We start from the raw sequence: 25087 nt of genomic DNA, 5'->3' as shown, positions 1-25087 counted from the left end.
CGCCGGCAAGGATGGGAATTCCGTCTTGCCTAATGGCCCCCGTCAGGAGATGCAATTGCCCCGTTCGGATGACACCAGCCCCTACATCATCGCCCCCGCACCCGGCGCCACCGGGTTGACGCGCGCCGTCACCGGCACTGACCAGACCGGCACACCCCAGACCATCGACGTGGTCGAGGAACGACCCCTGACGATATTTCTGAACGCGCAGGAGATCGTGACCGCCATGACGATCGGGGATTACCCCGAATATCTGGCGCTGGGGTTTCTGCGCAATCAGGGCATGCTGAAGGATGGCGAGAACGTGCAGCAGGTCGATTACGACGACGAGCTTGAGACGGTGGTCGTGCGCACCGACGGGCAGACCACCTATGAGGACAAGCTGAAGAAAAAGACCCGCACCAGCGGCTGCGCTGTCGGCACCGTCTTTGGCGACATGATGGAAGGGCTGGAGGGCGTCACCCTGCCACAAGCGACGCTGCACACCTCCGACCTCTATGCGCTGGCGCATATCATCAACACGACACCGTCGCTGTATCTGACGGCGGGGGCGATCCATGGCACGGTCCTGTGCGAGGGCGGTCGCCCGCTGGTCTATATGGAGGATGTCGGGCGCCATAACGCGGTCGACAAGATCGCCGGCTGGATGCTGTCGACGGGCGTGGGGCCCGAGGGCAAGATGCTCTATACCACAGGGCGGCTGACCTCCGAGATGGTCATCAAGACGGCGCTGATGGGTATTCCCATCCTTGCCTCGCGCTCGGGCTTTACCGCCTGGGGGGTGGAAATTGCGCAGCAGGTCGGCCTGACATTGATCGGGCGGCTGCGCGGACGCCGCTTTGTCTGCCTTGCGGGCGAAGAGCGTCTGATCCGCGACGCCGATCCCGCCACCGTCGCCGAGGAGGAGGGCAAGCACCGCCGCAAGGGGGCAGGTTCGTGACTGCGCCGGAAACGCTGCGCCGCACTCGGGCCATCGGCCCCATTCTGCGCCAGATGCATGCCCCCGCGCATCACTGCGACATTGCGCGCCGGGGCCGGATCCTTGCGGGTGATGCCCTGCCGGACTAAGACATCCGGGCAATGCCGACCACGGCCCGACCAATCAGCGCCCGAGCGAGGATGACCATATGAAACAGCCCTTTGCCATCATCCTTGCCGGGGGACGTGCCACGCGCATGGGCGGCGGGGACAAGGGGCTGCTGCCGCTGGGAGGGACCACCCTTCTGGATCAGGTGCTGGAGCGGACACTGCCACAGGTCGCCGCCGCCGCGATCAACGCCAACGGCGATCCGGCGCGGTTTGCGCAGTTCGGGCTGCCGGTGCTGGCCGATCCGCTGGAGGGCTTTGTCGGGCCTCTGGCCGGGGTGCTGGCGGGCCTTGACTGGGCCGCGCAGGAGGGCGCGGAAACGGTTGTTTCCGTCGCCGCCGACACGCCGTTCTTTCCCTGCGATCTGACCGCGCGCCTCGTGCTGGCCACCGAGGGGATGGAAACGCCGCTCGCGCTGGCGGCCACGCCCGACGGGCGCCACCCAACCTTCGGCCTCTGGCCAGTCGCCCTGCGCCATGATCTGCGCGCCGCGCTGGAGGGCGGCCTGCGCAAGGTTGTGCAATGGACCGACGCGCATGGCGCGGCCACGGCCATGTTCGACGGCGCGGGGGATCCGTTTTTCAACGTCAACACCCCCGAAGATCTGGCCCGCGCGCAGGCCATGCAGAAGGCGCAAACATGAAGATATACGGCATCACCGGATGGAAGAACGCCGGCAAGACCGGCCTGATGGAACGGCTGGTGACCGAAATCACCGGACGCGGCCTGACCGTTTCGACGGTCAAACACGCGCATCACAGCTTTGACGTGGATCAGCCGGGGCGCGACAGCTATCGCCACCGCGCGGCCGGCGCGGGCGAAGTGCTGCTGGTCTCTGGCACGCGTATCGCCCTGATGCAGGAATTGCGCGGCGCGCCCGAACCGCCGCTGGCCGATCTGCTGGCGCGGCTCAGCCCCGTCGATCTGGTCCTGATCGAAGGCTACAAGCAGTGCCGCCACCCCAAGATAGAGGCGTGGCGCACCAGCGCGGGGAACCCGCTGATCGCGCCGGGTGATCCGACGATCCGCGCCATCGCCACCGACACCCCGGCGGATGTCGCATCGCAGGTGGATTGCCCGGTGCTGAATCTGAACGACACGTCCACCATCGCCGACTTTATCCTGCGCGAGCTTGACCTGTGAGGGGCTTTGACAGCGTCCTCGTCGTGGACTGGTCCGCCTCCGGGGTGCGCGCGCCTGCACGTCCGTCCAAGGACGCGATCTGGATAGGCTTTGTGAGGGCAGGCACGCCGCAGGATCCGATCTACTGCCGTACCCGGATCGAAGCCGAAGCACATATTACCCGGATCATCGGGGATGAACGCACCGCCGGGCGCCGCCTGCTGGCGACATTCGATTTTCCCTTTGGTTACCCCAAAGGGGTCGCCCGGCGCGTCACGGGCGGGGACAACCCGCTGGACCTGTGGGACTGGCTGGGGGCACGCATTACCGACAGCCAGACGGGCGAAAACAACCGCTTTGACGTGGCCGAGGCGATGAACGCGCATTTCGATGGGCCGGGGCCGTTCTGGGGCAAGACCCACCGCGACCGCTGGCCGGGCGTTCCCTACCGCAAAGAGGGGATCGCGTTCGATCTGATCGCCGAAAAACGCGCCTGCGACATGGTCGCCAAGGCGGCCAGCAGCTGTTTTCAGCTGTGCTTTCCGCCGACCGTAGGCAGTCAGGTGTTGATGGGCCTGCCGATGCTGGCGCGGCTGCGCAGGCAAGAAGGCGTCGCCATCTGGCCGTTCGAGCCGCATGAAAATGCGCCAATCGTGCTGGCCGAGATCTGGCCGGGGCTGATCGAACCTGCGGTGAAATCCGCGATGGCACAGGACCAAACCACGCCAATCCGCGACGCGGTGCAGGTCACGATATTGGCGCGCGCGCTGTCGCGGCTATCGGCGGATCAGCTGAGCGCAATGATGACGGACCTTCCGGAAGCGGCGCGCGAGGAGGCTTGGATACTTGGCGCAGGACATGGAGAATTGCTCAGCAAGCTGGCGCAAAACGACGCGCCCCCCGCCCCGCCACCACTGCGCGACGACTGTTTTGCCATGCCGGCGGGCGTAGACTGGACGCCGGTCGACGACGCGCTGGCCGCGCTGCGCGCCGGATTGCACCCGGTGGTGCGCCCCGCGCACTGCGCTGTGCCAGACGCCTGCGGGCGCATTCTGGCCGAAGGTGCGATGGCCAGGCGCGCCAATCCGCCAACTCCGAATTCAGCGGTGGATGGCTACGGCTTTGCCCATGGCAGCCTGCCGCCGGGCGATCCGGTGTTGCCATTGGTCGCGGGCCGCGCCGCCGCCGGCGTGCCCTATGACGGCAAAGTGCCGCCCGGCCACGCCATCCGCATCCTCACCGGCGCCGCCGTGCCCGTCGGCGTCGATACCGTGATCCTGGAAGAGGACACCCGCGAGGGCGGCGGCCAGATCGCCTTTCGCGCCGGAATGAAACGCGGCGCCAATACCCGCGAGGCGGGCGAGGATGTGCACGCGGGCGCCGAAATCCTGCCCAAGGGCCGCGCGCTGACCCCCGCCGATCTGGCGCTGATGGCCGCCACCGGGATCGGCAAGGTGGACGTGTTCGAGCGTTTGCGCGTTGCCGTCATCTCGACCGGGGATGAGTTGGTCGAGGCAGGAGGCGCGGCCGACCTTGGGCAGATTTTCGATGCCAACCGCCCGATGCTGCTGGCCCAGATCCGCGCGTGGGGGATGGAGGCGCTCGACATGGGCCGCATCCCCGACGACCGCGCCGCATTGCGCGCCGCGCTGGATGACGCGGCGGGGCGCGCTGACGTTATCCTCACCTCGGGCGGCGCATCGGCGGGGGACGAGGATCACGTCTCGGCCCTGCTGAGTGAGGCGGGGGCGATGCAGCAATGGCGCATCGCGCTGAAACCGGGCCGCCCGCTGGCGCTGGGCCTGTGGCAGGGCGCGCCGGTATTCGGCCTGCCGGGCAATCCTGTGGCGGCGCTGGTTTGCACGCTGATCTTCGCGCGCCCGGCATTGGGTCTATTGGCCGGGGCGGGTTGGCAAGAGCCACAAGCCTTCTACATGTCGGCGGGTTTTGAGAAAGCCAAGAAGCCGGGCCGCCGCGAATATCTGCGCGCCCGCATCCGGGATGGCCGCGCCGAAGTTTTCGCCTCCGAAGGATCGGGCCGCATCAGCGGTCTCAGCTGGGCGGAAGGGCTGGTCGAATTGCCCGACGCCGCCGCCACGATCCGGCTGGGCGATCCGGTGCGCTACATCCCTTTTGGCAGCTTCGCGCTGTAACGTCTCACACCAGAAACAGCCGGATGCCATAGGCCACCGCGCCCAGCGCTGCGACGGACATCAGCCAGATGCCGACAAACCAGAGCAACCGCCGCCACAGCGGGTTTGGCGGCGGCGCATCCCCCTGCATCAGTGGTATCCGCTATCGGGATCGACCTTGCCGCGAAACACCCAGTAAGCATAGGCGGTATAGCCCAGAATCGTCGGCAGCAGGATCACCGCGCCGATCAGCATGAACTGCTGACTCAGCTTGGGCGCCGCCGCCGCCCAGATGGTAACTTCGGTCGGCACGATATAGGGGAACATCGACACGCCAAGGCCGACAAAGCACAGCGTGAACAGCGCCAGCGCCAGCACGAAGGGGCGGTATTCATGCCGGTGGATGGTCAGCGAGCGGAACATCAGCGCAGCAATAGCCAGCACGGCAACCCCCACACCAGCGGCCAGCCCGATATGCCAGCCTGCGAACCAACGGCTGTAATAGCCTTCCTGCAAAAATGGCGTCCAGAGGCTAATGACGCCGATAAACACCACCGTCGCCAACCCCAGCGGCCAGGCGCGTTTGCGCATCCGCTCTTGCAGACCGCCGCTGGTTTTCATCACCAGCCATGTCGCGCCCAAAAGCATATAGCCAACCATGACGGCGACACCCACGGTCAGCGAAAACGGCGTCAGCCAGTCCCACCATCCGCCCGAGTAGGCGCGTGCCGCCTTGTCGATCTGGATTCCCTGAAGCAGCGCGCCCAGCGCGATGCCCTGACACAGCGATGCGATGGCCGACCCACCGATGAACGCCGCATCCCACGCGGCGCGGGTCACGCCACCGCCCGCGCGCCAGCGAAATTCGAACGCCACACCGCGAAAGATCAGCGCCAGCAGCATCACCATGATCGGCATGTAGAGCGCGGGCAGGATCAGCGCGTAGGCCAGTGGAAACGCCGCCAGCAACCCGCCCCCGCCCAGCACCAGCCACGTCTCGTTGCCGTCCCAGACCGGCGCGACGGTGTTCATCATCACGTCGCGGTCGCCGCGCTTTCGCTCCAGCGCGAACAACATCCCGAGGCCCAGGTCGAACCCGTCGAGGATGACGTAGATCAGCACGGCAAGGGCGATCAGGAACGCCCAGATAACCGTCAGATCAAATGAGAAACCTTCAACCAATGGCATGGATCATCCCTCCGTCCGGGTCGTGTCAGAGCGTCGCGGCGCGTCGTCATGCGCGGCAGTCTTGCCGGCCGTGCGGACCGGGCCCTTGCTGACATCCTTGAGACGCGACTCGCCCGCGCCGGGCGCATGTGCCATCAGGCGCAGGATATAATAGGTGCCAGCACCGAAAACGGCAAAGTAGATGACGATAAATGCCACCAGCGTCGCGCCCACGGCGGGCGCATCCAGTGGCGCGGCGCTGTCTACCGTGCGCAGCAGGCCATAAACCGTGAAGGGCTGGCGCCCCACCTCGGTCGTGACCCAGCCGGCCAGCACCGCGATCAGCCCCGAGGGCGCCATCGCAAGTGCGGCGCGGTGCAGCCACGGCGCGTCATAAAGCCGCCCGCGCCAGCGCGCCCAAAGCGACCACAACCCGATCCCCAGCATCGCAAACCCCAGCGCGATCATGATGCGAAAGGCCCAGAACACGATGCCCACCGGCGGCTGGTCGCCGTCCGGAACCGTATCAAGGCCCGCAAGCGGCGCGTTCAGATCGTGCTTCAGGATCAGCGACGACAGCTTGGGGATGCCCAGCGCATAGTCCAGCGTTTGCGTTTCATCATTGGGAATACCGAACAGGTACAGCGGCGCGCCGTCCGGGTGGCTCTCGTAATGGCCTTCCATCGCCATGACCTTGACCGGCTGATGCTCCAACGTGTTGAGGCCGTGCTGATCCCCCAGAAATATCTGAACCGGCGCCACGATCGCCGCCATCCACATCGCCATCGAGAACATCGTGCGTGTCGCCGGTGTTGGCGCGTCGCCGCTGCGGCGCCGTTTCAGCAAGTGCCAGGCCGCGACACCGCCGATGATAAATGCCGTCGTCAGGTAGGCCGCCGTGACGGTGTGAGCCAGGCGGTAGGGAAAGGACGGGTTGAACACGATCTGCCAGAAATCCAGCGGCAGGAACTGCCCGGTCACGGCGTCAATTTCAAACCCCACCGGCGTTTGCATCCAGCTGTTGACGCTGATGATCCAGAACGCCGAGAAAAACGTGCCAAAGGCGACGGCAGCGCAGGCGGCCATGTGCAGCCCCGCGCCCACCTTGTCGCGGCCAAACAGCATGATCCCCAGAAATCCGGCCTCAAGAAAGAAGGCCGACAGCACCTCGTAGGCCATCGGTGCGCCGATTACCGGCCCGGCCTTGTCCGAGAAGACCGACCAGTTGGTGCCGAACTGGTAGGACATGACGATGCCTGACACGACCCCCATCGCAAAGGCCAGCGCAAAGATCTTGACCCAGTAGCGGAACAGCTCCAGATATCTGCGTTTCTGCGTCCACAGCCACAGCCCGTTCAGCACCGCCAGATAGCTGGCGAGCCCGATGGTGAAGGCGGGAAACAGGAAATGGAACGATATCGTAAAAGCGAACTGGAGGCGGGCCAAAAGCACCGCGTCGAATGATCCCAGCATGGCATACCTCGATCTTTGCTACCGGTCAGGTAGTGTATTTACCCCCAGCAGGCAATCATTGGGCGGCGCGTGAATTGTCACACCCCTGCTTTGCCAAGGCCGACGCGGGTGGCTAAGGTCGCCCCGATACGCATTCATTTCAGGAAACTGGCCAACCATGAGCAGTGACACCTTCCCCGCCCGCGCGCTGCGTCGGCTCTCTCTATGGCGTCGGCCATGACGCCGGACGTCTGGGTCGACCGTTTTCCGGGCCTGTCCCGGCTGGAGGATCGCATCAAGCAAACCCTACTGGCGCGCAGCACAATCATCGAGGCGCCGCGCGGCACGGTTATTTTCGGGCCGGGCAAATCGCCGGAAAACATGCTGTTCCTGCTGGATGGATCTGTGCGGGTGCAGCAAACCTCGGAGGGCGGGCGCGAGATCGTGCTGTATCGCATCCATGCCGGCGAAAGCTGCGTTTTGACCACCGCCTGCCTGCTGGCCTATGACGATTACGCCGCCGAGGGCATCGCCGAAACCGACATATCGGCCGCCGCGATCCCGCGGCCCGTCTTTGACGATCTGGTTGCGACCTCTGCCGCATTCCGCAATTTCGTGTTCTACGCCTTTTCCAAGCGGATCACCGATCTGTTCCTGATGATCGACGAGGTCGCATTTCAGCGCATTGACGTGCGGCTGGCACAAAAGCTGCAAGAGCTGTCCCATGGCGGCGCCGACGTGCAGGCCACGCATCAGCAGCTGGCCGCCGAGTTGGGCAGCGCGCGCGAGGTCGTCTCGCGGCAGTTGCAGGAATTCCAGCGCCGGGGCTGGGTCGCGCAAACGCGCGGCACGATCACCCTGACGGACGCGGGCGCACTGGCCAGTCTGGCGCAACACCGCAGCTGAGTGCGGCCCGCATGCGTCCGTGACAAAGTCACAGACGGACGGCCGCGAACGGAGCTATGTTGAGGTCAAATCATCAATGAGGATCTCGCCATGACCAAGAATATCGGAACCTTCGACCGCATCTTTCGTATCGTTTTCGCCCTGTTGCTGATCGCGCTGCCCTTTGTCAGCGGATTCGCGTTCTTTCAGACCACATGGGCAACGGCCCTGTCCGTCATCCTTGGCGTCGTATTGCTGGCAACCGCCGCCATGCGATTCTGCGGGCTCTACGCCCTCTTCGGCATCCGCACCTGCGGCCGCTGACGACACCGGCCCCGAAGGAACCGCATGACCTACCCCATCGACATGTCGATCGAACCCGACGTTTCGGCCCATTTCGACGAGGCCACGAACTCCAATCGAAACACATGTTCGCGCCGACCATCTCAGCGCCGCACCCGATATTCAGCAGCGTCTGGGCGGCAAGATCGGCGTCGGCGATCAGATCCTGATCTGTGCTGGAATCGCTGGAAGCGGTTAACCAGCGGCTGGCCGAAATGGGCACGAACTTGCACCTGTCCGAGGTGAGGGGTCCGGTGATGGACCGTCTGAAACGTGCGCATTGTCTGGACGACCTGACGGGCCGCGTGTTCCTGTCACAACATGCGGCCGTGTGCCCGCTGACCAGCGCGCCCAAGCCACAAACCGACACCTGAAAGGAAGCACCAAATGCTGCCAATCACGCAAACAGATTTCACGCCATGGGCCTCGCTGGGGGGCGGTGTCCTGATCGGCCTGTCGGCTGTCATGGTCATGGCCCTCTTTGGCCGCATCGCCGGGATCGTCGGCATCACCGCAGGCGCCGCCGCCGGCGATGATCGCGGTTGGCGTATCGCCTTCATCGCTGGGTTGATCGCCGCGCCGCTACTGTGGCTGGTTGCCACCGGCGCGATGCCGCAGCAGACCGTCAGCGGCAACCTGCCCGGCATGGCCATCGCGGGCCTCTTGGTCGGCGCCGGTACTGCGCTGGGATCGGGCTGCACCTCAGGGCACGGCGTCTGCGGGCTTGCGCGCCTGTCGGGTCGCTCTCTGGCGGCTGTAATTACGTTCATGGCCTTTGCCGCAGGCACTGTTTTCGTCCTGCGCCATGCCATCGGGGGGGCAGTATGATCCGGCTGCTTTTCGGCTTCCTGTCGGGCCTCATCTTTGGCATCGGCCTTATCATCTCGGGCATGGCCGATCCGGCCAAGGTTCTGAATTTTCTTGACATCTTCGGCGTCTGGGATCCCAGTCTGGCGTTTGTGATGGGCGGTGCATCGCTGACCGCCTTTGTCGGGTTTCGACTGGCGTGGCGGCAGGAGCGCCCTCTATTACTGCCGAAATTCGACATCCCCACCGCCAGCGATATTGACGGCAAGCTGCTGACAGGCGCCGCCGTTTTCGGTATCGGTTGGGGCATTGGCGGCTTCTGCCCCGGCCCGGCCTGGACCGCGCTGACCATCGCGGCGCCCGGCACGCTGATCTTCGTGCCGATGATGCTGGTCGGGGTCGTATTGGGCCGCCGCCTGAAATCCACTTCGCTTGCAAAAAGGAGCGCATGATCCATGAGCAATGATGCAATCACCCGCCACTCGCCCTCGACCGGGCCGGACAGCCCTGACGTCTGGGGTATTTACGAGCCTGACACCGGATCGATCCAGTATATCTGCGCCTGCCCGACAACCAAACGCGCAGCGCTGATCGATGTGGTCTGGAATTTCGACCCCAAGAGCTTTGGCACCGACACGCGCAGCATGGATCAGGTACTCAAACTGGCCGAGGAAAACGGGCTGAGCATCGCCATGATCCTCGATACGCACCCCCATGCCGATCACCTGATGGCCTCGGCCCAGTTGAAAGAGCGGCTGGGCATACCCAATGCCATCGGCGCCAAGATCCGCGAGATTTCAGCCCTCTGGCGCGACATTTACAACACGCCAGAAGCTTTTGATCCGGAACGCGATTTTGACCACCTGTTCGAGGATGGGGACAGTTTCCGGATCGGCGATCTGGGCGTGCGCGTGATGCTTTCGCCGGGCCATACGCTGGGTTCGATCACCTATGTTTGCGGGGATGCCGCCTTTGTCCACGACACGCTGATGATGCCGGATGCCGGCACCAGCCGCGCCGATTTTCCCGGCGGATCGGCGGATGATCTGTGGCAATCGATCCAGGACATCCTCAGCCTGCCCGACGACACGCGCCTGTATGTCGGGCATGATTACGGCACCAAGGACCGCGACGTTCCGGCGTGGGAGGCGACCATCGCCGAGCATAAAGCGCAGAACAAGCATGTGAAATCCGGCACGGACAAGGATGATTTCATCAAGACGCGCCAAGACCGCGACGCGACGCTGGCCCTGCCCAACCGGATGCTGGCCGCGCTTCAGATCAACCTGCGCGGCGGTCGCTTGCCCGATGCCGAAGGGGATGGGCATTCCTATCTCAAGATACCGGTGGACAAGTTCTGAGACGCGCCGTCACGGCGCCCCTGCCGCGACCTGCCGTAGCGCCCGCTCCAGAGCTGCGCGCGATATCTCTCCGGTATGGGACTGCACCAATGCTCCGGTTCGATCAAAAATCAACGTCGCGGGCAGCCCCTTGGCGCCGAGCGTCTTCATCAGCGCCATCTGACGATCCAGTACGATGTGATCTGCCGCCAGCCCTTCGCTCGCAAGGAACCTGCCAATCTGCGCCGCGCCCTCGCCCTGATTGGCAAAGACGAATGTCGCCTCATCGCCCTTGGCCGCGACATCCAACATCATCGGCATCTCGCTCCGACAAGGCGGGCACCATGTCGCCCAAAGGTTCAGAACGACAGGCCCCTCGATATCCTCCAGCGTCACATCGGGGCCCCGCAGCGCGTCGAACGTGCCGCCGGGCAGGTCCGGGGCGGGGCCGATAAACGCGCTGTTCACCGCAAGAAACACAGCAGCAGCCGCAACCGCCCCCAGCGCAAGCGGCCAGAGTGCCGCGCGATGACGTAACCCCGCAAAGACGATCATCATGGCAGCGGCGATTGCCCCGTACCATGGCGCAAAACCGCCCTGCCACAGCTTGAGCGCGTCCCAAGGCTGCGCCGCGAAACTGGCCGAATTTACTAGGACGAAGCCTAACCGCGCGCCGATAATCCACGCAGCGAAAACGGCAAACGCCCAGCGCGACCCGCCGTGCCGCCGTGCCCTTGCTGCGGCGCCAAAGCCGCGGAAATCAGCGATCAAAAGGAAAGCCATAGCCGCCGTAACAAAGGCGAGGCGCGAGGCGTCCATGACCAGCGGCCCGAGGGCGACGCCGTTCATTGCAGCGCTCGCTTGGCTATGAGACTGGCAAGGGATATGGCTTTATGAACTGTCATGGCGCCCGGTTAGGATGGCGGCCTTAAGCAAACCTTAAGGCAGGCGCCCCACCTGCACCTTATGGAGCAATCATGCGGATCTTGATAGTCGAAGACGACGCGGTGCTGGCAGATGGGCTGGTGGTGGGGCTGCGCCTGAAGGGGTTCACGCCGGAACCCGTCCGCACGCTGGCCGATGCCCGCGCTGCGCTGGAAACGTCGGATTTCGCAGCGGTGGTGCTGGACCTCATGCTGCCTGACGGATCGGGGTTGGACCTGCTGAAGGCCCTGCGCGCCAATGGGATAGGGACACCCGTCCTGCTGCTGACCGCGCGCGACCAGACGCGCGACAGGGTGGACGGGCTGGATGCGGGCGCGGACGATTACCTTGGCAAGCCCTTCGATCTGGACGAGCTGTCGGCGCGGCTGCGCGCGATCCTGCGCCGCCGCGAGGGGCGCGCGGCACCGGTCATCCAGTGGAACGGTCTGGTGCTGGATCCGGCCGCGCAAAGCGGCGCATTCCACGGCACCGACATCCGGTTTTCGCGCCGCGAATTTGCAGTGCTGCACGCGCTGATCGAGCGGCCCGGCCACATCCTGTCGAAATCCCGGATCGAGGACCGGCTCTATGGCTGGCAGGAGGACGTCGAAAGCAACACGATCGAGGTGCACATTCACCATCTACGGGCCAAGCTGGGACGCGGCTATATCGAAACGGTGCGCGGCCTGGGTTACCGTCTGGCACCCGAGGGGGGACCGCGTGCATGTCCCTGAAAGTACGCCTGTTCCTTCTGCTCTCGGCGGCGACCGGGCTGGTTTGGTTGTCGGCAGTCCTGTGGATCGACCATTCGACGCGCGGCGAGGTCGAAAAGGTGCTGGACGCCCGCCTGCGCGAGGCGGCGACGATGGTGTCGTCGCTGATCTCGGACCGGCGGATTGACGTGACAGCAGGCTCCCCCGGCCCGCTCTCCCTGCCCACGCCGGATGGCACGCGCTATTCGCGGCAGCTGTCCTGCCAGATCTGGTCACTGGAGGGGGGGCTGCTGGGCCGGTCCGAAGGCGCCCCCAGCGCCCGCCTGACCAGTTCTACTCAGACAGGTTTTTCCCAAACAATGGTCGATGGCGAGCTGTGGCGCGTCTATGCCACCGTCAATCCCGAACTGGGCGTGCGCGTCATGGTTGGCGACGCGGTCGAGGTGCGCGACCGGCTGGTGCGCGATGTCATGACGGGTTTTGCCGTACCGGCTGCGGTGGTTCTGCCGCTGCTTGCCGCGCTGATCTGGCTCAGCGTCGGGCGCGGTCTGAAGCCTCTGGACCGGCTGGCGCAGGGCCTGCGGGCACGCAACCCTCAGGATCTCAGCCCCCTCCCCGTCGGCCCTGCGCCGCGCGAAATACGTCCCGTTCGCCGCGCGCTGAACCGCCTCTTTGCCGAAGTCGAAGCCGTGCGCGCGACCGAACGTGATTTCGTCGCCTTCGCCGCGCATGAGCTGAAAACGCCGATGGCGGGCCTGCGCATGCAGGCGCAGATCGCCCGAATCGCAGAAGATGAGGACACTCGCCGCCACGCCCTGCAAACCATCGAACATTCGGTGGACCGCACCGACCGTCTGGTGCGTCAATTGCTGGAACTGGCCGCGGTCGAACGTCATGCCGACACGTCGGCACCGGCCGATCTGAATGCGCTGATCACGGACGTGGTGCGCGATCTTGGCGCGATAGCAGCGCGGCACGGCGTACAGATCAACGTGACAGGCGACGGTGTGACAATTCGCACCGTTCCCTATCTGGTGCATGCGGCGCTGCGCAATGTGCTGGAGAACGCCATCGCCGCATCGCCCGAGGGCGGCACCGTGCGGATATGCTTAGAACGGTGCGCCGATGGCGTCTCGATCAGCGTCCAGGACCAAGGTCCGGGCATCGCACCCGCGCAACTGGGCCGAATCACCGAGCGCTTCTATCGCCCCCCCGGCGCACGGCAGGGCGGCAGCGGTTTGGGCCTTGCTATTGTGGCCAGCGCGGTCGAGCGGCTGGGCGGGCGGATGGACCTTCCGCCGCCTGCTGGGGCCGGCCAAACCGTGCGTTTGGTGCTTTCAACATAGCGGCCTCTACGTCATGCGCACCGATGTCTGTTTTCCAGCGCCGAAGGTCGCAATCCGGTGATCTTCGGGCATGCAAACGGCGTAGGGCTGTGCCTGCAAGGTGCCGTTCCGCGAGGGCCGGAGAATTGGGAAGCCGGTCAGACACCGGCGCTGCCCCCGCAACGGTAGGATCCGCGGCCGGGCGCGATAATGACCACCGGGCAATGCCCCGGCAATGGTATCGCGCTCCAGCCATTCGGCACGGATCAAGCCCGCAAACCAGCCTTGCAAGACGCTAAACCGCGGGTGGCGGTGCGGGCGCCTGTCTCGGGTCTGGCAGCTGTTTTGGCGCCCCCCGGTAAGGTGTCGGCCGCTTCCCGGACCAACAGCCGCCACGTGCGGCAGGAGAGACCGCCAGATGAGCCCTTCGATCGACACCCTTCTGGCGCGGCGCAGGCCGGGCCACGCGCTGGAGCAGCCCTTTTACACCGACCCCGGCATCTTTGCCGCTGACATGGACGCGCTGTTCTACCGCGAATGGCTGTTCGCCGTGCCCGCATGCGAGCTGCCCAAGCCGGGCGCCTACGTGACATTGCAGATCGGCGCCTATGGCGTGATCGTGGTCAAGGGCACCGATGGCGTCATCCGCGCCTTTCACAATTCCTGCCGGCATCGCGGGTCAATCATATGCAAGGCAGCCAAGGGCAGCGCGCCCAAGCTGGTCTGCCCCTACCACCAGTGGACCTACGAGCTGGACGGCCGCCTGCTGTGGGCGCGCGAAATGGGCAGTGATTTCGACCCGTCGCGCCATGGTCTGAAAACCGTGCATTGCCGCGATCTGGCCGGGCTGATCTATATCTGCCTTGCCGATGAGGCACCCGATTTCGACACCTTCGAAGACCTCGCCCGCCCCTATCTGGAAGTGCATGATCTGAGCGATGCCAAGGTCGCGTATGAGTCCAGCATTGTCGAGAACGGCAACTGGAAACTGGTGTGGGAAAATAACCGCGAATGTTATCACTGTGGTGGCAATCACCCGGGCCTCTGCCGGTCGTTCACCGACGATCCGACCGTAACGGGCATCACCGACGGCGAGGCTCCGCCGCATCTTCAGGCTCATTTCGACCGGCTGGAGGCGCAGGGATATCCGTCGCAATTCCGCATGGCCGAGGACATACAGTACCGGCTGGCGCGGATGCCGCTGTTGCCGGGGGCCAAGAGCTTTACCATGGACCTTCAGCCCGCCAGTAAGCGCATTCTGGGCCGGGTACAGGACGACACGGCTGGCACGCTGCTGAAATATCATTATCCCAGCACCTGGAATCACTTCCTGCCTGATCACACCGTGGTTTTTCGGGTCAACCCCCTGACAGAGACGACGACAGAGGTCACGACAAAATGGCTGGTTCACAAGGACGCGATCGAGGGCGTCGACTACGACGTGAAGCGCCTGACGGAAGTCTGGGTCGCCACCAATGACGAGGACCGCCGCGTGGTCGAGGACAATCAGCACGGCATCAATTCCCCCGCCTACGAGCCGGGGCCCTATTCGCCGATCCACGAAAGCGGCGTCATGGGTTTTGTCGATTGGTATTGCAACATGATGGCGCGCCGCAACGACCCCGCGACCATGGTAGCGGAGTAAACGAACGATGAAAGATCTCCCCCCCGAGTCCAGCAGTATCTGGCACCAAGACGAATCGCTGGAATGCGTGTCGGTCATCCCCGAGATGCCGAACACGGCGACATTCACATTTCGGGCGCCATCGGGCGCGCTGTTCGACTTTCGGCCCGGCCAGTTCCTGACGCTGGAACTGCCGGTGCCGGGCGGCGCGGTGCACCGGACCTATACGATCTCGTCCTCGCCGTCGCGGCCGCGGTCGATTTCGATCACAGTCAAGGCGCAGAAGGGTAGCATCGGCACCCGCTGGATGCTGGACCATCTGACGCCCGGCACGCGCCTGCGTGTCATGGGTCCTGCCGGGCTGTTCACCCATACGACTGTTGCGGCCGAGAAATATCTGTTCATCTCGGCCGGGTCAGGCATTACGCCGTTGATGTCGATGACGACATGGATGTTCGATCTGGGCACCGAGCCGGACATCGTATTCGTCAGCTGCGCGCGTCGCCCCTCCGAGATCATCTTTCGCCAGCGGCTGGAGCATATGGCCAGCCGCGTGCCCGGCCTCGACTTGCACTGGGTCGTCGAAGCGCCCGACCGCTACGCCCCCTGGACGGGGTATCGCGGTCAGATCAACCAGTTGATGCTGGGCCTGATGGCGCCCGATTACCTGGAACGCGAAGTGTTCTGCTGCGGGCCTGATCCGTTCATGCAGGCCGTGCGTGAGGCGCTTCAGGGTCTGGGTTTCGACATGGACCACTACCATCAGGAGAACTTTCAGGCGCCTGTTGCGGTGCCCGCAGACGCGCCCCCCATCGACGATGTCGTACCGGACGAGGATATCCGGGCCGAAGTCACCTTTGCCCTGTCCGGCGTGACCGCCAAGGTGGCCGAGACCGATACGATCCTGGCCGCCGCCAAGGCAAACGGGCTGAACATCCCCTCGGGATGCACGTTTGGCGTCTGTGGTACCTGCAAGGTCCGCAAGACATCGGGCGACGTGCATATGGTACATAACGGCGGTATTTCCGACGAAGACATCACCGACGGATACATCCTCGCCTGCTGCTCCAATCCGATTGGCCCCGTCACGGTCGAGGTGTAACGCAGCGCAACCTACGAGCGTTGCACGCGTTTCACCTTAACCGAGTGCCCCGGGTCTAGGGCGAAACGCTTTAGCCCAGCGCGTCACAGATTGCCTCCAGCCCGTCGGTCAACGCCGCCGGGCCGGGCTGGAGGATCAGCGGCGACTTGATTTCATGAATGCGCCCGTTCCGCACCGCCGGAATCGTGTCCCAGCCGGGGCGCGCAGCGATCTTTTCGGGACGCACCTTCTTGCCACACCATGAGGCCAGGATAATATCGGGCCGCGCGTCGATCACCTGCCGGGAGGTCAGGATCCGGTCCTTTGCGGCCTTTTGCGCGGATAGTTCGGGAAAGGCATCGCGCCCGCCCGCGATCTCGACCAGTTGGCTGACCCAGCGGATACCCGAAATCATCGGTTCGTCCCATTCTTCGAAATAAACGACCGGCCGCGCCCGGCCCTTGGCGCGCGCCGCGATCCCAGCCAGCCGTGCCTCATATCCGGCGGCCAGCGCTTCGGCGCGATCCGCCACACCAACCAGCGCCCCCAGCGACCGGATCATGGCAAGGATCCCCGCCACGTCCCGCTGGTTGTAACCAAAGACGGTGACGCCCTGCCGCAACAGCGCCGCAGCGATGTCGGCCTGAAGGTCGGAAAAGGTCAGCACCAGATCGGGCTCCAGCGCCATGATTTTCGGGATATCCGCCGACGTAAATGCTGATACGCGCGGCTTTTCGCAGCGCACGCGGGCGGGGCGCACGGCATAGCCGGACACCCCGACGATACGGTCCTCCTGCCCCAGAAGATACAGCGTTTCGACGGTCTCTTCGGTCAGGCAGACGATACGTTCGGGCGGGAAAGTGCGCATATCAAAACGCTCCGGCAGGGAAAGTTGCCGCCAGCCCTACCCCAATCAGACCCGATCGCCCAGAGACATGGATACGCCCCCGGCCGCTGTGCTTTGGTTTTCAGGACGTTGCTTCGCTTTGCTGAGCCTTCTCCCCCGAACGATGCGATCAAAGACAGCTGCGCCGCGCGCGTGCGCCACCGCGCCGCGCAGGCTTGGGCAGGGCCAAATCCAGCGGCTGCAAGGGCTGCCGCATGGACGCACAGAGCAGTTCGCAAAAAACGGCGATCGTCGGATCGGTTTCGATGAAATCCACCGCCATGAGATAGGCGCGCGCGGCCTCGGCATTGTAATCGGCATGTCCGGGCAGCCCGCCCAGCCATTGCATATAGCCCAGCTGGCCCAGCTCGCGCGCCCGCTGCGGCGATGACGGTTTCACCTGAAGTTGTGTAAGTGTTCGTTCAATCTGCATCGCGCCCTCCGCGCAAAGGCGCGGGTGTACAGATAGCTCAGGGTCGAATTCGGGCCTGTCAGGTCCATCTCGCTCTGCTCTTTCTCCGAGGCACCCCGCCCGGGTTAAGGTGGCTACGGCGCCGAAGGCACCGGAGATGGCAGGTCTCCTGACTCGCGGGTCAAAGCTGTCCTGAACCTTCCCGGGCTTTGGGGCCCAGTGGCGTCACTCAGGATCGCTCACCGCTTACAGTTGCGGGGGCAGTCACGGAATTGGGCAAGCGCCCGCACCATGTTCCCTATTATGACGAACAGGCCAAAACCGATCCGTCACCATCTCTTCTTTCGTCGCAGACTCGTGCGCCGATTTCAAGACAATTGATGACTGGCGCGTGATGATTGGCACGCCGCGACACAGCCAGAATTGGACGGCAGTCACGGTCAGACAGCCGCCAGATGCGGGCGTAAAGCCGCGCTAGTCGTGGATTCTGACATTGGCCGTCGACGCCGAAACAGCCTCGGCTGAGAAACTCCCGAACTTCAATATCTGGTTCGCGCCAATTGTGATCACGCCCAACGCGACCAATGCTATCAAGAACGCTTTCATTCTAGGTTTCCCTGCCGTGACGCAATTCGGCCTCCTGCACTTCTTCGACCCATAGGCTGTGGTGTTCGCGGGCCCATTGCTCTTCCACGTCACCGCTGCCCATAGCGTCGAATGCACCCTCCATTCCGATGCTGCCGATATAGATATGCGCAAAGATGATGGCGGTCAGAACAAGGCTGACGATGGCATGCCAAAGCTGCGTGTATTGCATCTCTTCCTGTGGGGACAGGGGGTAGTGTAGCGGGTCCAACCCGACCCAGCCCGGCACGCCCCATTCATTCAGTGCATGAAAAGTTGGCCCGAACATGTTGAAATCGAACGGAAACAGCAGGGAAATGCCCGACGCCGAAATCGACCCACCCAACACAATCACCGACCAGAAGATCAGTTTCTGACCTGCGTTGAATTTCTTGGCAGGCGGATGGCTGCTGCCGAAAATACCGCCACCTTTCGCCAGCCAATTCAGGTCTGTGCGATCAGGCAGATTATGAACGACCCAGAAGACAAAGATGATGACGAGCGCCACGATGAACGCCCAAGAGACGTTATTGTGCACCCATTTGGTGCCAATCGCGAGGGTCGAGAACGCATCATGGCCAAAGGCAGGTATCAGCACCTTGCGCCCGAACAGCGAAATCAGACCGGTCACGCCAAGGATGAGAAACGAACTTGCCAACAGCCAATGACCGAACCGCTCTACCCCGCTAAAGCGGGTGATCGTCTGGCCGGTTTTCGCGCCCTCGATGCGAATGCGCCCGCGGATCAGGTAGAACAGCGCCAGCAGCACCAATGTGCCCCCCAGCAGGGCCGCGCCGTAGATCAACAGCGGGCCTTCGCGGAATTTCAGCCACCACATTCCGCCGTCCTGAATGAGCGTCGTCGCAGCAGGGCCGCGCGATTGGGTCGTGACATCCGCCGTATCATAGCGCAGCGCGCGCCACAGGTCGGGGTCGGATTGCCCGCCTCGTGTGCCAAGGGGGGCCGTGATCGGGGCCGCCGCCTCGGGATCGCCGGTTTCAGAGCGCCGGAATGTATCGTCAACCTTCTGCTGCGCCTGCCTGCGCATGATATCGTCCAGCGTTTGCGCCCCGCCGGTTTCAGCGCGCGGGTTGACCGTGGCCTCCTGTGCCAAGGCCGGAGTCAGAAGGCCGCAAACGAGGGCAAATACTGCGAAGAAGCGAAGCATCCGGGCGATCCTTTGTTGTGTCGCAGCGGCCGGGCGACCCCCTTGAGGGTCGCCCCGCCAATCCAAGCAGGAGGGCAAATTATCCGCCCTTCTCGCCGTAGGCTGTGCCCCAGCCCCACGCGCCCGCACCAAAGCCACGTGCGACGATCCGCTCGCGGTAGATGCTGGAAACGTCATCACCATCCCCTGCCAACAGCGCCTTGGTCGAGCACATCTCGGCGCAGATCGGCAGCTTGCCCTCGGCGATCCGGTTGCGCCCGTATTTGGCGAACTCGGCGGCCGAGTGGTTTTCCTCGGGGCCACCTGCGCAGAAGGTGCATTTGTCCATCTTGCCGCGCGATCCGAAATTGCCCGCCTGCGGGTATTGCGGCGCGCCAAACGGGCAGGCGTAAAAGCAATAGCCGCAGCCGATGCACAGGTCCTTGGAGTGCAGCACGATCCCGTCATCCGTCTGGTAAAAACAATCCACCGGACAAACCGCCATGCAGGGCGCGTCCGAGCAGTGCATGCACGCCACGGAAATCGAGCGTTCGCCCGGTTTGCCGTCATTGATGGTCACCACCTTGCGGCGGTTGATGCCCCACGGAACCTCGTGTTCGTTTTTACATGCGGTGACGCACGCGTTGCATTCGATGCAGCGTTCAGCGTCGCAGAGAAACTTTGCTCTGGCCATGATCAATCTCCTCTTATGCTGTCCAGATCTTGCAGAGAGTCGCCTTGGTCTCCTGCATCTGGGTTACGCTGTCATAGCCATAGGTCTGTGCCAGGTTACACGATTCCCCCAACACGTAGGGGTCGGCCCCTTCGGGGTATTTGTCGCGCAGGTCCTTGCCCTCGAAATGCCCGCCAAAGTGGAACGGCATGAAGGCCACGCCGGTGCCCACCCGCTCGGTCACCATGGCCATCACCTTGACCTTGCCGCCCTCGGGCCCTTCGACCCAGACCTGTGCGCCGTCACGAATGCCCAGATTGTTGGCATCGCGGGTGTTGATTTCGACGAACATGTCCTGCTGCAATTCCGCCAGCCACGGGTTGGACCGGGTTTCCTCGCCGCCGCCCTCGTATTCGACCAGACGGCCCGAGGTCAGGATGATCGGGTAATCCTGCGAAAAATCGTTGTTCTGGATCGAAGAGTACATCGTGGGCACGCGCCAGAATTTCTTGTCCTCGTAGGTCGGGTAGTCGGTCACAAGGTCGCGGCGGTTGGAATAGAGCGGCTCGCGGTGCAGCGGCACCGGGTCGGGGAAGGTCCAGACCACGGCGCGGGCCTTGGCGTTGCCGAAAGGCGCGCAGCCATGCGCGATGGCAACTCGCTGGATACCGCCCGACAGGTCGGTTTTCCAGTTTACGCCGCCCGTCTTCTCCTCGAAATCCGACGGTATTTCGCCCTGCTGCGAGGTCTCGCCCACTTCTTCGTTTTCATTCGAGCCGCCATCATCGGCGGGCTCGGTCGTCAGCGGTGCACCATCAGGATAGCCCGCCACGCGGTTGATGCTGGCCTTTTCGTCTTCGGTCAGATCGCCATCCCAACCCAGATCACGCAGCATTTGCACGGTGAATTCCGGGTAGCCGTCCTTGATCTCGGACCCTTTGGAGTAGACGCCTTCGGCCAGCAGGTTGTCGCCGTCACGCTCCACACCGAAACGGGCGCGGAAGGTCAGGCCGCCTTCGGCCACGGGGGTCGACAGATCATACAGAATGGGCGTGCCGGGGTGATTCATCTCGGCGGTGCCCCAGCAGGGCCACGGCATCCCGTAGACATCGCCATCGGCCGGACCGCCATTGGCGCGCAGCGTCGTGCGGTCAAAGGTGTGCTGATTGGCCATATGCATCTTCATGCGCTCAGGGCTTTGGCCGGTATAGCCGATGGTCCACATGCCGCGGTTGAATTCGCGGGTGATGTCCTCGACATTCGGCTCGCCGCCCTCGTCAATCGCGATGTTGCGGAACATGCGGTCGTGAAAGCCGAATTTTTCCGAGAACTTTGCCATGATCGTATGATCGGGCAGCGATTCAAACAGCGGATCAAAGATCTTCTCGCGCCATTGCAGCGACCGGTTGGAGGCGGTGGCAGAGCCGCGCGTCTCGAACTGCGTGCAGGCCGGCAGCAGATAGACGCCATCGGTGCGATCCTGCATCACGGCGGACACGGTCGGATAGGGGTCCACCACGACCAGCATATCCAGCCGCTCCATCGCGGTCTTCATTTCCTTCATGCGGGTTTGCGAATTCGGCGCGTGACCCCAGAGAACCATCGCGCGGGTGTTGTCGGGCTGGTCAAGGTTGGCCTTGTCCTCCAGCACCCCGTCGATCCAGCGGCTGACCGGGATGCCGGTCAGGTTCATCATCGGGGTGTCGTCGACGCTTGCATCGGAAAACCGCCCCTTGAGCCAGTCGAGGTCTTCCTCCCACACACGCGCCCAATGCGCCCAGGAACCCTCCGTAAGGCCGTAATAGCCCGGCAATGTATCGGCCAGAACCCCAAGGTCCGTGGCGCCCTGCACGTTATCATGCCCGCGGAAAATGTTGGTGCCACCGCCCGCATGCCCCATGTTCCCAAGGGCCAGTTGCAGGATGCAATAGGCGCGGGTGTTGTTGTTGCCGTTGCTGTGCTGGGTGCCGCCCATGCACCAGATCACGGTGCCGGGGCGGTTGTTGACCAGCGTGCGCGCGACACGCTCCAGCTGCGCGCCGGGGGTGCCGGTCACGCGCTCGACCTCTTCGGGGGTCCAGTTTTTCACCTCGTCGCGGATCTGGTCCATGCCCCAGACACGGGTGCGGATGAACTCCTTGTCCTCCCACTTGTTCTCGAAAATGTGCCACAGGATGCCCCACACCAGCGCCACGTCGCTGCCGGGGCGAAAGCGCACATATTCATCCGCATGCGCCGCGGTGCGCGTGAAGCGCGGATCGCAGACGATCAGCGGGGCGTTGTTCTGCTCTTTCGCCTTCAGAATATGCAGCAGGGAAACCGGGTGCGCCTCGGCAGGGTTGGAGCCGATCAGGAACATCGCCTTGGAATTGTGGATGTCGTTATAGCTGTTGGTCATGGCGCCGTAGCCCCATGTATTTGCCACACCGGCCACGGTGGTCGAGTGGCAGATGCGCGCCTGATGGTCGACGTTGTTGGTGCCCCAATAGGCGGCGAACTTGCGGAACAGATAGGCCTGTTCATTGCTGTGCTTGGCAGAGCCCAGCCAATAGACGGAATCCGGTCCGCTTTCGTCGCGGATCTTCATCATGCCGTCGCCGATCTCGTTGATCGCCTGTTCCCAGCTAAGGCGGACCCATTCGCCGTTTTCCTTTTTCATCGGGTATTTCAGGCGCCGCTCGCCATGGGCATGTTCGCGTACCGAGGCCCCCTTGGCGCAATGCGAGCCAAGGTTGAACGGGCTGTCAAAACCGGGCTCCTGCCCCGTCCAGACGCCGTTATCGACTTCGGCGATCACGGTGCATCCGACCGAGCAGTGGGTGCAGACGGATTTCTTGGTCTCGATCGCCCGCGCCGCTGCGGTTTGCGCCGTGGCGCGCGACACCGTGCCGCCGGTTGCGGCAACAGCGGCCAGGCCGCCGATGGCAAGGCCCGAACCGCGCAGGAATGTACGGCGGTCAACGCCCGTTGCGGCGGCGCTTGCAGCGGGCGTTCGTGCCGACCGGCGTGCGCTGCCATTTGTCTTTTTCCTGAGCATGGTCTTTCTCCCTACATCTGCGTTGCCCGCAGTCTTGGTACCTGTCAAATGCCTCTGCCCTTCATGTTTTCAGGCGGGCGGCGCTGGCCTAGAAGCGGGTGCTTTCCAGATAGGCGCGTGTATGTTCCGTGTCCTGCATCACTTGCGATGACGGATCGACTTCGGCCGGTGCCGATTGCGCCGCGCTGCCGGCGGCAACCGCCACGACACCCGGAACTGCGGTTCCGGCGATCTTCAGGAAATTCCGGCGGGTCGTGCCCTGTTTCGTGTCAGCCATTTGAGTGCGTCCTTTCCCTGTTGTCTTACTTCGGCGACCCCTGCCGCCGCTCAATGGGCGGGCCTCAGCCTGCCATCATGCGAAATGCTTCTTGTTCGACAGTCAAAAACTCGGCCCCGACGGCCCCGACTGAGGCATACAGCACCGATGCCTTGGCCCCCTGCAGATCCGCAAAGAAATGCGGGGCCCACGGGCGGATATGTTTGCTGTAGAACTCTTTCTGGCGCGCCAGCGATGCCGCAGCGCCAAAGCGCCCGACGATCATGCCGCCCATCATTTCCATCAGCGAGGCAATGTTGTCCTCCGGCTCGAACGTGTTTTCCGCCCGTGTCATTGCGAGGGTCGCCATGTCGGCGCGCAAATTGGCCAGCGGCTTTTCGTTCAGGAATCCGGTCATGTAGTAGCTGGCATAGGGCAGCAGTTCGCCGCGCCCAATGCCGATGAACAAGGCGTTGTATTCCGTGAGGGCGGATTTGGGCCTGGTTACTATCGCAACGCGCGCCAGACCTTCGATCGCCTGCCCCAAGGGTGAGGCGTCGCCGCTCAGCGCTGCGGTCTGCGCCAGCAGCAGTTCGTCCGGCGGACCCGCCAGCATGACCCCGAGATAATTGTAAAGATCGGCGCGCAGGCGATCCTCTTCGTCGATCTGCGGTTGGGCGTGTGCCAATGTCATGCGCTGTCCCCGTCAAAGTGAAAAACCATCCGGCGCGGTTTGCCGTGGTCTGCGTCTTGCGGCGCCGGTTCCATGTCCGCTGCCGGATCCGGCGCTTGCATCTCGTCTGCGACGACCGGGTCTCTGTCGGTATCATACTGTGCCGACTTCTCTTCTTTGTCGAGTGGCGTCAGATCATCGTCGCTCGATTCTTGCGGCTGCGCGACCTCCAGCACATGCGCCAGCAGCCCCTTGCCGACCTGATAGCTGGTCTGAATCGGTGCATTGCCATAGCTGCCGGCCAGATAGTCATCGTCGTAATCGTTCAGCCCGTCGACGCAGGCCAGTACCGGATTGCTGCGCCACAGCTTGCGCAGCGCGCGTTTGCGTATGTGCTCGGGGACCGCCTTGGCCATGAACGCGGCGAAATCATCCCCTTTGGTCAACGTTTCGGGGTCGGGCAGATCCAACTCCGCCAAGATCTCATCATCGCTTTTCTCAGCGAGGGCCTGCTGCTGGCGCACATCAACTGCGGCCTGCCGGGCGGCGGCAGTCGCATCTGCCTCGGCCTCGACGGCGGCGCGGCGGCGGTCCCAGAATGTGGCATTTCGGGTCATTTCAACGCGTCCATGCGGCGGCGCGGCGATCTGTAGACGTCGCTGTCCTGCACGATGCGCGCATCGCCGATACCGTCCTCGTGATCATCCGCGCGCCAGTTCCGGCGCTTGCGTTTCACAAACGCCTCTTCCTCGTGATGACGGGTCAGGAAATCCGCGACCCAGGCCTGCATTCCCTCCGGCATCGCCACCTTTTCGACCAGCACTTCGGCCGCGTCGCAGTAATCCTGCGCCTCATAAGGCGAGGCAGTCGCCAGTGTCACCTTCCAAGGTATATCGTGCGATGCCGCGTGTGGGCTGAGCACGATGTAGACGGACGGCTGCCGGGTCTGAAGTTCATGCACGTATGCCTCGGTATCGGACACATACAGCCTCAGCGGTACGGTCGCGGCGTGAAAATCAGTCACGCCCTCCTCGCTGCGCAGAACCGTCCAGTCCGCCGCGCCCGCGCCGGGCAGCACGCCAACCGCCCGCCACGCCCATTTCGCCCAGCGCGTCACGCCCGGCGATTTGCGGACCACAACCCCAAGGGGGATGGACTGGGAGTTGGGGAAAACGAAGGTCAAGCTGGCACCCGCTGGCTAAAACACTGCACTAAGATATTTCTAGTGTACTGATTTAGAGGAAGATTTAAAGGGGAGTCTGCACTCACCACCACTGGACTTCCTTTTTCAATGACAGGTCGGCCCGTGCCACAACAGCCGCACGGAAAACTCCGGTCAAAAGTCGCAGGATCGGCTTTCATCCGCTGCCGTTAAAGC

The 25087-nt window shown here is 63.7% G+C and carries 27 protein-coding genes, 2 pseudogenes and 2 riboswitches; of the genes and pseudogenes, 16 read left to right on the top strand and 13 right to left on the bottom strand.

The window, feature by feature from the left end; translation table 11 throughout:
• Positions 1-49: 49 nt before the first annotated feature.
• The 5 genes from FGD77_RS11895 to glp are packed head-to-tail and all read left to right on the top strand — an operon-like array spanning position 50 to position 4362.
• A complete protein-coding gene (locus tag FGD77_RS11895; RefSeq protein WP_255009864.1) occupies positions 50-940 on the top strand; it encodes a formate dehydrogenase accessory sulfurtransferase FdhD in 891 nt (296 codons plus the stop codon).
• Positions 937-1068, top strand: coding sequence for a hypothetical protein (locus FGD77_RS11890; protein WP_255009860.1), 132 nt, complete (start codon positions 937-939; stop codon positions 1066-1068). Before FGD77_RS11895 ends, FGD77_RS11890 begins: the two co-directional genes overlap by 4 nt.
• Positions 1069-1127: 59 nt before the next feature.
• Positions 1128-1730: a molybdenum cofactor guanylyltransferase MobA gene (gene mobA / locus FGD77_RS11885; RefSeq protein ID WP_255009857.1), complete on the top strand. Its 603-nt coding sequence runs from the start codon at positions 1128-1130 to the stop codon at positions 1728-1730.
• Positions 1727-2230 carry a molybdopterin-guanine dinucleotide biosynthesis protein B gene (mobB, locus tag FGD77_RS11880; protein ID WP_255009855.1) on the top strand — a complete coding sequence of 168 codons (504 nt, stop codon included), beginning with the start codon at positions 1727-1729 and terminating at the stop codon, positions 2228-2230. Before mobA ends, mobB begins: the two co-directional genes overlap by 4 nt.
• Entirely contained in the window at positions 2227-4362 is a 2136-nt protein-coding gene (gene glp, locus FGD77_RS11875) for a gephyrin-like molybdotransferase Glp (protein WP_255009853.1), read from the top strand. Before mobB ends, glp begins: the two co-directional genes overlap by 4 nt.
• Before the next feature lie 4 nt (positions 4363-4366).
• Here glp and FGD77_RS11870 read toward each other — a convergent pair whose 3' ends face one another.
• From FGD77_RS11870 to FGD77_RS11860, 3 genes are read right to left on the bottom strand one after another with little or no spacing between them, the layout of a single operon-like run.
• A complete protein-coding gene (locus tag FGD77_RS11870) occupies positions 4367-4492 on the bottom strand; it encodes a DUF2474 domain-containing protein (RefSeq protein ID WP_255009850.1) in 126 nt (41 codons plus the stop codon).
• A complete protein-coding gene (gene cydB / locus FGD77_RS11865) occupies positions 4492-5529 on the bottom strand; it encodes a cytochrome d ubiquinol oxidase subunit II (protein ID WP_255009848.1) in 1038 nt (345 codons plus the stop codon). Before cydB ends, FGD77_RS11870 begins: the two co-directional genes overlap by 1 nt.
• 3 nt (positions 5530-5532) lie before the next feature.
• Positions 5533-6981 carry a cytochrome ubiquinol oxidase subunit I gene (locus tag FGD77_RS11860; RefSeq protein ID WP_255009847.1) on the bottom strand — a complete coding sequence of 483 codons (1449 nt, stop codon included), beginning with the start codon at positions 6979-6981 and terminating at the stop codon, positions 5533-5535.
• A 216-nt stretch (positions 6982-7197) separates the two neighbouring features.
• Between FGD77_RS11860 and FGD77_RS11855 the strand changes: the two genes are divergently transcribed.
• From FGD77_RS11855 to FGD77_RS11825, 7 genes and pseudogenes are all read left to right on the top strand, one after another.
• Positions 7198-7866 (top strand): Crp/Fnr family transcriptional regulator, encoded by a 669-nt coding sequence (locus FGD77_RS11855; RefSeq protein ID WP_255009846.1) that lies wholly within the window; start codon positions 7198-7200, stop codon positions 7864-7866.
• Between the two features lie 90 nt (positions 7867-7956).
• Positions 7957-8169, top strand: coding sequence for a DUF2892 domain-containing protein (locus tag FGD77_RS11850; protein ID WP_255009845.1), 213 nt, complete (start codon positions 7957-7959; stop codon positions 8167-8169).
• Positions 8170-8193: 24 nt separating this feature from the next.
• A pseudogene (locus tag FGD77_RS11845) lies at positions 8194-8359 on the top strand (MBL fold metallo-hydrolase); the annotation flags it as partial.
• Positions 8358-8561: pseudogene (locus FGD77_RS11840) on the top strand (sodium-independent anion transporter); the annotation flags it as partial. The pseudogenes FGD77_RS11845 and FGD77_RS11840, both read left to right, overlap by 2 nt.
• Before the next feature lie 13 nt (positions 8562-8574).
• Positions 8575-9015: a YeeE/YedE family protein gene (locus tag FGD77_RS11835; protein WP_255009844.1), complete on the top strand. Its 441-nt coding sequence runs from the start codon at positions 8575-8577 to the stop codon at positions 9013-9015.
• On the top strand, positions 9015-9446 hold the full coding sequence (locus FGD77_RS11830; RefSeq protein ID WP_255014187.1) for a DUF6691 family protein: 432 nt from the start codon (positions 9015-9017) through the stop codon (positions 9444-9446). Before FGD77_RS11835 ends, FGD77_RS11830 begins: the two co-directional genes overlap by 1 nt.
• Before the next feature lie 3 nt (positions 9447-9449).
• Positions 9450-10355: an MBL fold metallo-hydrolase gene (locus FGD77_RS11825; RefSeq protein WP_255009843.1), complete on the top strand. Its 906-nt coding sequence runs from the start codon at positions 9450-9452 to the stop codon at positions 10353-10355.
• A gap of 9 nt (positions 10356-10364) precedes the next feature.
• Here FGD77_RS11825 and FGD77_RS11820 read toward each other — a convergent pair whose 3' ends face one another.
• Positions 10365-11183: a TlpA disulfide reductase family protein gene (locus tag FGD77_RS11820; RefSeq protein WP_255009841.1), complete on the bottom strand. Its 819-nt coding sequence runs from the start codon at positions 11181-11183 to the stop codon at positions 10365-10367.
• Positions 11184-11311: 128 nt separating this feature from the next.
• Between FGD77_RS11820 and FGD77_RS11815 the strand changes: the two genes are divergently transcribed.
• The 4 genes from FGD77_RS11815 to FGD77_RS11800 all read left to right on the top strand — a co-directional run bounded on the left by FGD77_RS11815 (position 11312) and on the right by FGD77_RS11800 (position 16022).
• Complete coding sequence (locus tag FGD77_RS11815; protein WP_255009839.1) at positions 11312-11992, top strand: response regulator; 681 nt, start codon at positions 11312-11314, stop codon at positions 11990-11992.
• On the top strand, positions 11983-13317 hold the full coding sequence (locus tag FGD77_RS11810) for an ATP-binding protein (RefSeq protein WP_255009837.1): 1335 nt from the start codon (positions 11983-11985) through the stop codon (positions 13315-13317). Before FGD77_RS11815 ends, FGD77_RS11810 begins: the two co-directional genes overlap by 10 nt.
• Before the next feature lie 81 nt (positions 13318-13398).
• Positions 13399-13599: riboswitch (cobalamin riboswitch) on the top strand.
• A gap of 115 nt (positions 13600-13714) precedes the next feature.
• A complete protein-coding gene (locus tag FGD77_RS11805; RefSeq protein ID WP_255009836.1) occupies positions 13715-14941 on the top strand; it encodes an aromatic ring-hydroxylating dioxygenase subunit alpha in 1227 nt (408 codons plus the stop codon).
• A gap of 7 nt (positions 14942-14948) precedes the next feature.
• A complete protein-coding gene (locus FGD77_RS11800) occupies positions 14949-16022 on the top strand; it encodes a hybrid-cluster NAD(P)-dependent oxidoreductase (protein WP_255009835.1) in 1074 nt (357 codons plus the stop codon).
• 70 nt (positions 16023-16092) lie between these two features.
• Here FGD77_RS11800 and FGD77_RS11795 read toward each other — a convergent pair whose 3' ends face one another.
• The 9 genes from FGD77_RS11795 to FGD77_RS11755 all read right to left on the bottom strand — a co-directional run bounded on the left by FGD77_RS11795 (position 16093) and on the right by FGD77_RS11755 (position 24892).
• Positions 16093-16869 carry a cobalamin-binding protein gene (locus FGD77_RS11795; RefSeq protein WP_255009834.1) on the bottom strand — a complete coding sequence of 259 codons (777 nt, stop codon included), beginning with the start codon at positions 16867-16869 and terminating at the stop codon, positions 16093-16095.
• 148 nt (positions 16870-17017) lie between these two features.
• Positions 17018-17320, bottom strand: a complete 303-nt coding sequence (locus FGD77_RS11790; RefSeq protein WP_255009833.1) for a hypothetical protein — start codon at positions 17318-17320, stop codon at positions 17018-17020.
• 120 nt (positions 17321-17440) lie between these two features.
• Positions 17441-17651: riboswitch (cobalamin riboswitch) on the bottom strand.
• A 255-nt stretch (positions 17652-17906) separates the two neighbouring features.
• On the bottom strand, positions 17907-19091 hold the full coding sequence (locus tag FGD77_RS11785) for a formate dehydrogenase subunit gamma (RefSeq protein ID WP_255009832.1): 1185 nt from the start codon (positions 19089-19091) through the stop codon (positions 17907-17909).
• Positions 19092-19170: 79 nt separating this feature from the next.
• The gene (gene fdh3B, locus FGD77_RS11780; RefSeq protein ID WP_255009831.1) at positions 19171-19764 is read right to left on the bottom strand and encodes a formate dehydrogenase FDH3 subunit beta; all 594 of its coding nucleotides are present in this window, start codon (positions 19762-19764) and stop codon (positions 19171-19173) included.
• Positions 19765-19777: 13 nt separating this feature from the next.
• A complete protein-coding gene (locus FGD77_RS11775; protein WP_255009830.1) occupies positions 19778-22780 on the bottom strand; it encodes a formate dehydrogenase subunit alpha in 3003 nt (1000 codons plus the stop codon).
• A gap of 88 nt (positions 22781-22868) precedes the next feature.
• A complete protein-coding gene (locus FGD77_RS11770) occupies positions 22869-23057 on the bottom strand; it encodes a twin-arginine translocation pathway signal protein (protein WP_255009828.1) in 189 nt (62 codons plus the stop codon).
• Between the two features lie 64 nt (positions 23058-23121).
• Positions 23122-23730: a molecular chaperone gene (locus tag FGD77_RS11765; protein WP_255009825.1), complete on the bottom strand. Its 609-nt coding sequence runs from the start codon at positions 23728-23730 to the stop codon at positions 23122-23124.
• A complete protein-coding gene (locus FGD77_RS11760; protein ID WP_255009822.1) occupies positions 23727-24326 on the bottom strand; it encodes a DUF3306 domain-containing protein in 600 nt (199 codons plus the stop codon). The genes FGD77_RS11765 and FGD77_RS11760 overlap by 4 nt, the downstream gene beginning before the upstream one ends.
• Positions 24323-24892: a DUF3305 domain-containing protein gene (locus FGD77_RS11755; protein ID WP_255009820.1), complete on the bottom strand. Its 570-nt coding sequence runs from the start codon at positions 24890-24892 to the stop codon at positions 24323-24325. Before FGD77_RS11755 ends, FGD77_RS11760 begins: the two co-directional genes overlap by 4 nt.
• Between the last annotated feature and the right edge of the window lie 195 nt (positions 24893-25087).

Origin of the sequence: Roseovarius sp. M141, from assembly GCF_024355225.1 — a bacterium.
In the GTDB taxonomy this organism is placed as follows: domain Bacteria; phylum Pseudomonadota; class Alphaproteobacteria; order Rhodobacterales; family Rhodobacteraceae; genus Roseovarius.
Note: the sequence above shows the minus strand (reverse complement) of the source record. Positions and strands in the feature narration are given on the sequence as shown.

Bases quoted from the DNA above. Each gene is read 5' to 3' on its own strand.
- FGD77_RS11810 (WP_255009837.1), top strand. From the start codon at position 11,983: ATGTCCCTGAAAGTACGCCTGTTCCTTCTGCTCTCGGCGGCGACCGGG.
- fdh3B (WP_255009831.1), bottom strand. From the start codon at position 19,764: ATGGCCAGAGCAAAGTTTCTCTGCGACGCTGAACGCTGCATCGAATGC.
- FGD77_RS11855 (WP_255009846.1), top strand. From the start codon at position 7,198: ATGACGCCGGACGTCTGGGTCGACCGTTTTCCGGGCCTGTCCCGGCTG.
- FGD77_RS11775 (WP_255009830.1), bottom strand. From the start codon at position 22,780: ATGCTCAGGAAAAAGACAAATGGCAGCGCACGCCGGTCGGCACGAACG.
- FGD77_RS11820 (WP_255009841.1), bottom strand. From the start codon at position 11,183: ATGAACGGCGTCGCCCTCGGGCCGCTGGTCATGGACGCCTCGCGCCTC.
- FGD77_RS11825 (WP_255009843.1), top strand. From the start codon at position 9,450: ATGAGCAATGATGCAATCACCCGCCACTCGCCCTCGACCGGGCCGGAC.
- FGD77_RS11800 (WP_255009835.1), top strand. From the start codon at position 14,949: ATGAAAGATCTCCCCCCCGAGTCCAGCAGTATCTGGCACCAAGACGAA.
- FGD77_RS11835 (WP_255009844.1), top strand. From the start codon at position 8,575: ATGCTGCCAATCACGCAAACAGATTTCACGCCATGGGCCTCGCTGGGG.
- FGD77_RS11795 (WP_255009834.1), bottom strand. From the start codon at position 16,869: ATGCGCACTTTCCCGCCCGAACGTATCGTCTGCCTGACCGAAGAGACC.
- FGD77_RS11790 (WP_255009833.1), bottom strand. From the start codon at position 17,320: ATGCAGATTGAACGAACACTTACACAACTTCAGGTGAAACCGTCATCG.
- cydB (WP_255009848.1), bottom strand. From the start codon at position 5,529: ATGCCATTGGTTGAAGGTTTCTCATTTGATCTGACGGTTATCTGGGCG.
- FGD77_RS11895 (WP_255009864.1), top strand. From the start codon at position 50: ATGCAATTGCCCCGTTCGGATGACACCAGCCCCTACATCATCGCCCCC.
- FGD77_RS11815 (WP_255009839.1), top strand. From the start codon at position 11,312: ATGCGGATCTTGATAGTCGAAGACGACGCGGTGCTGGCAGATGGGCTG.
- FGD77_RS11850 (WP_255009845.1), top strand. From the start codon at position 7,957: ATGACCAAGAATATCGGAACCTTCGACCGCATCTTTCGTATCGTTTTC.
- FGD77_RS11870 (WP_255009850.1), bottom strand. From the start codon at position 4,492: ATGCAGGGGGATGCGCCGCCGCCAAACCCGCTGTGGCGGCGGTTGCTC.
- mobB (WP_255009855.1), top strand. From the start codon at position 1,727: ATGAAGATATACGGCATCACCGGATGGAAGAACGCCGGCAAGACCGGC.
- mobA (WP_255009857.1), top strand. From the start codon at position 1,128: ATGAAACAGCCCTTTGCCATCATCCTTGCCGGGGGACGTGCCACGCGC.
- FGD77_RS11805 (WP_255009836.1), top strand. From the start codon at position 13,715: ATGAGCCCTTCGATCGACACCCTTCTGGCGCGGCGCAGGCCGGGCCAC.
- FGD77_RS11760 (WP_255009822.1), bottom strand. From the start codon at position 24,326: ATGACCCGAAATGCCACATTCTGGGACCGCCGCCGCGCCGCCGTCGAG.
- FGD77_RS11785 (WP_255009832.1), bottom strand. From the start codon at position 19,091: ATGCTTCGCTTCTTCGCAGTATTTGCCCTCGTTTGCGGCCTTCTGACT.
- FGD77_RS11765 (WP_255009825.1), bottom strand. From the start codon at position 23,730: ATGACATTGGCACACGCCCAACCGCAGATCGACGAAGAGGATCGCCTG.
- FGD77_RS11860 (WP_255009847.1), bottom strand. From the start codon at position 6,981: ATGCTGGGATCATTCGACGCGGTGCTTTTGGCCCGCCTCCAGTTCGCT.
- FGD77_RS11770 (WP_255009828.1), bottom strand. From the start codon at position 23,057: ATGGCTGACACGAAACAGGGCACGACCCGCCGGAATTTCCTGAAGATC.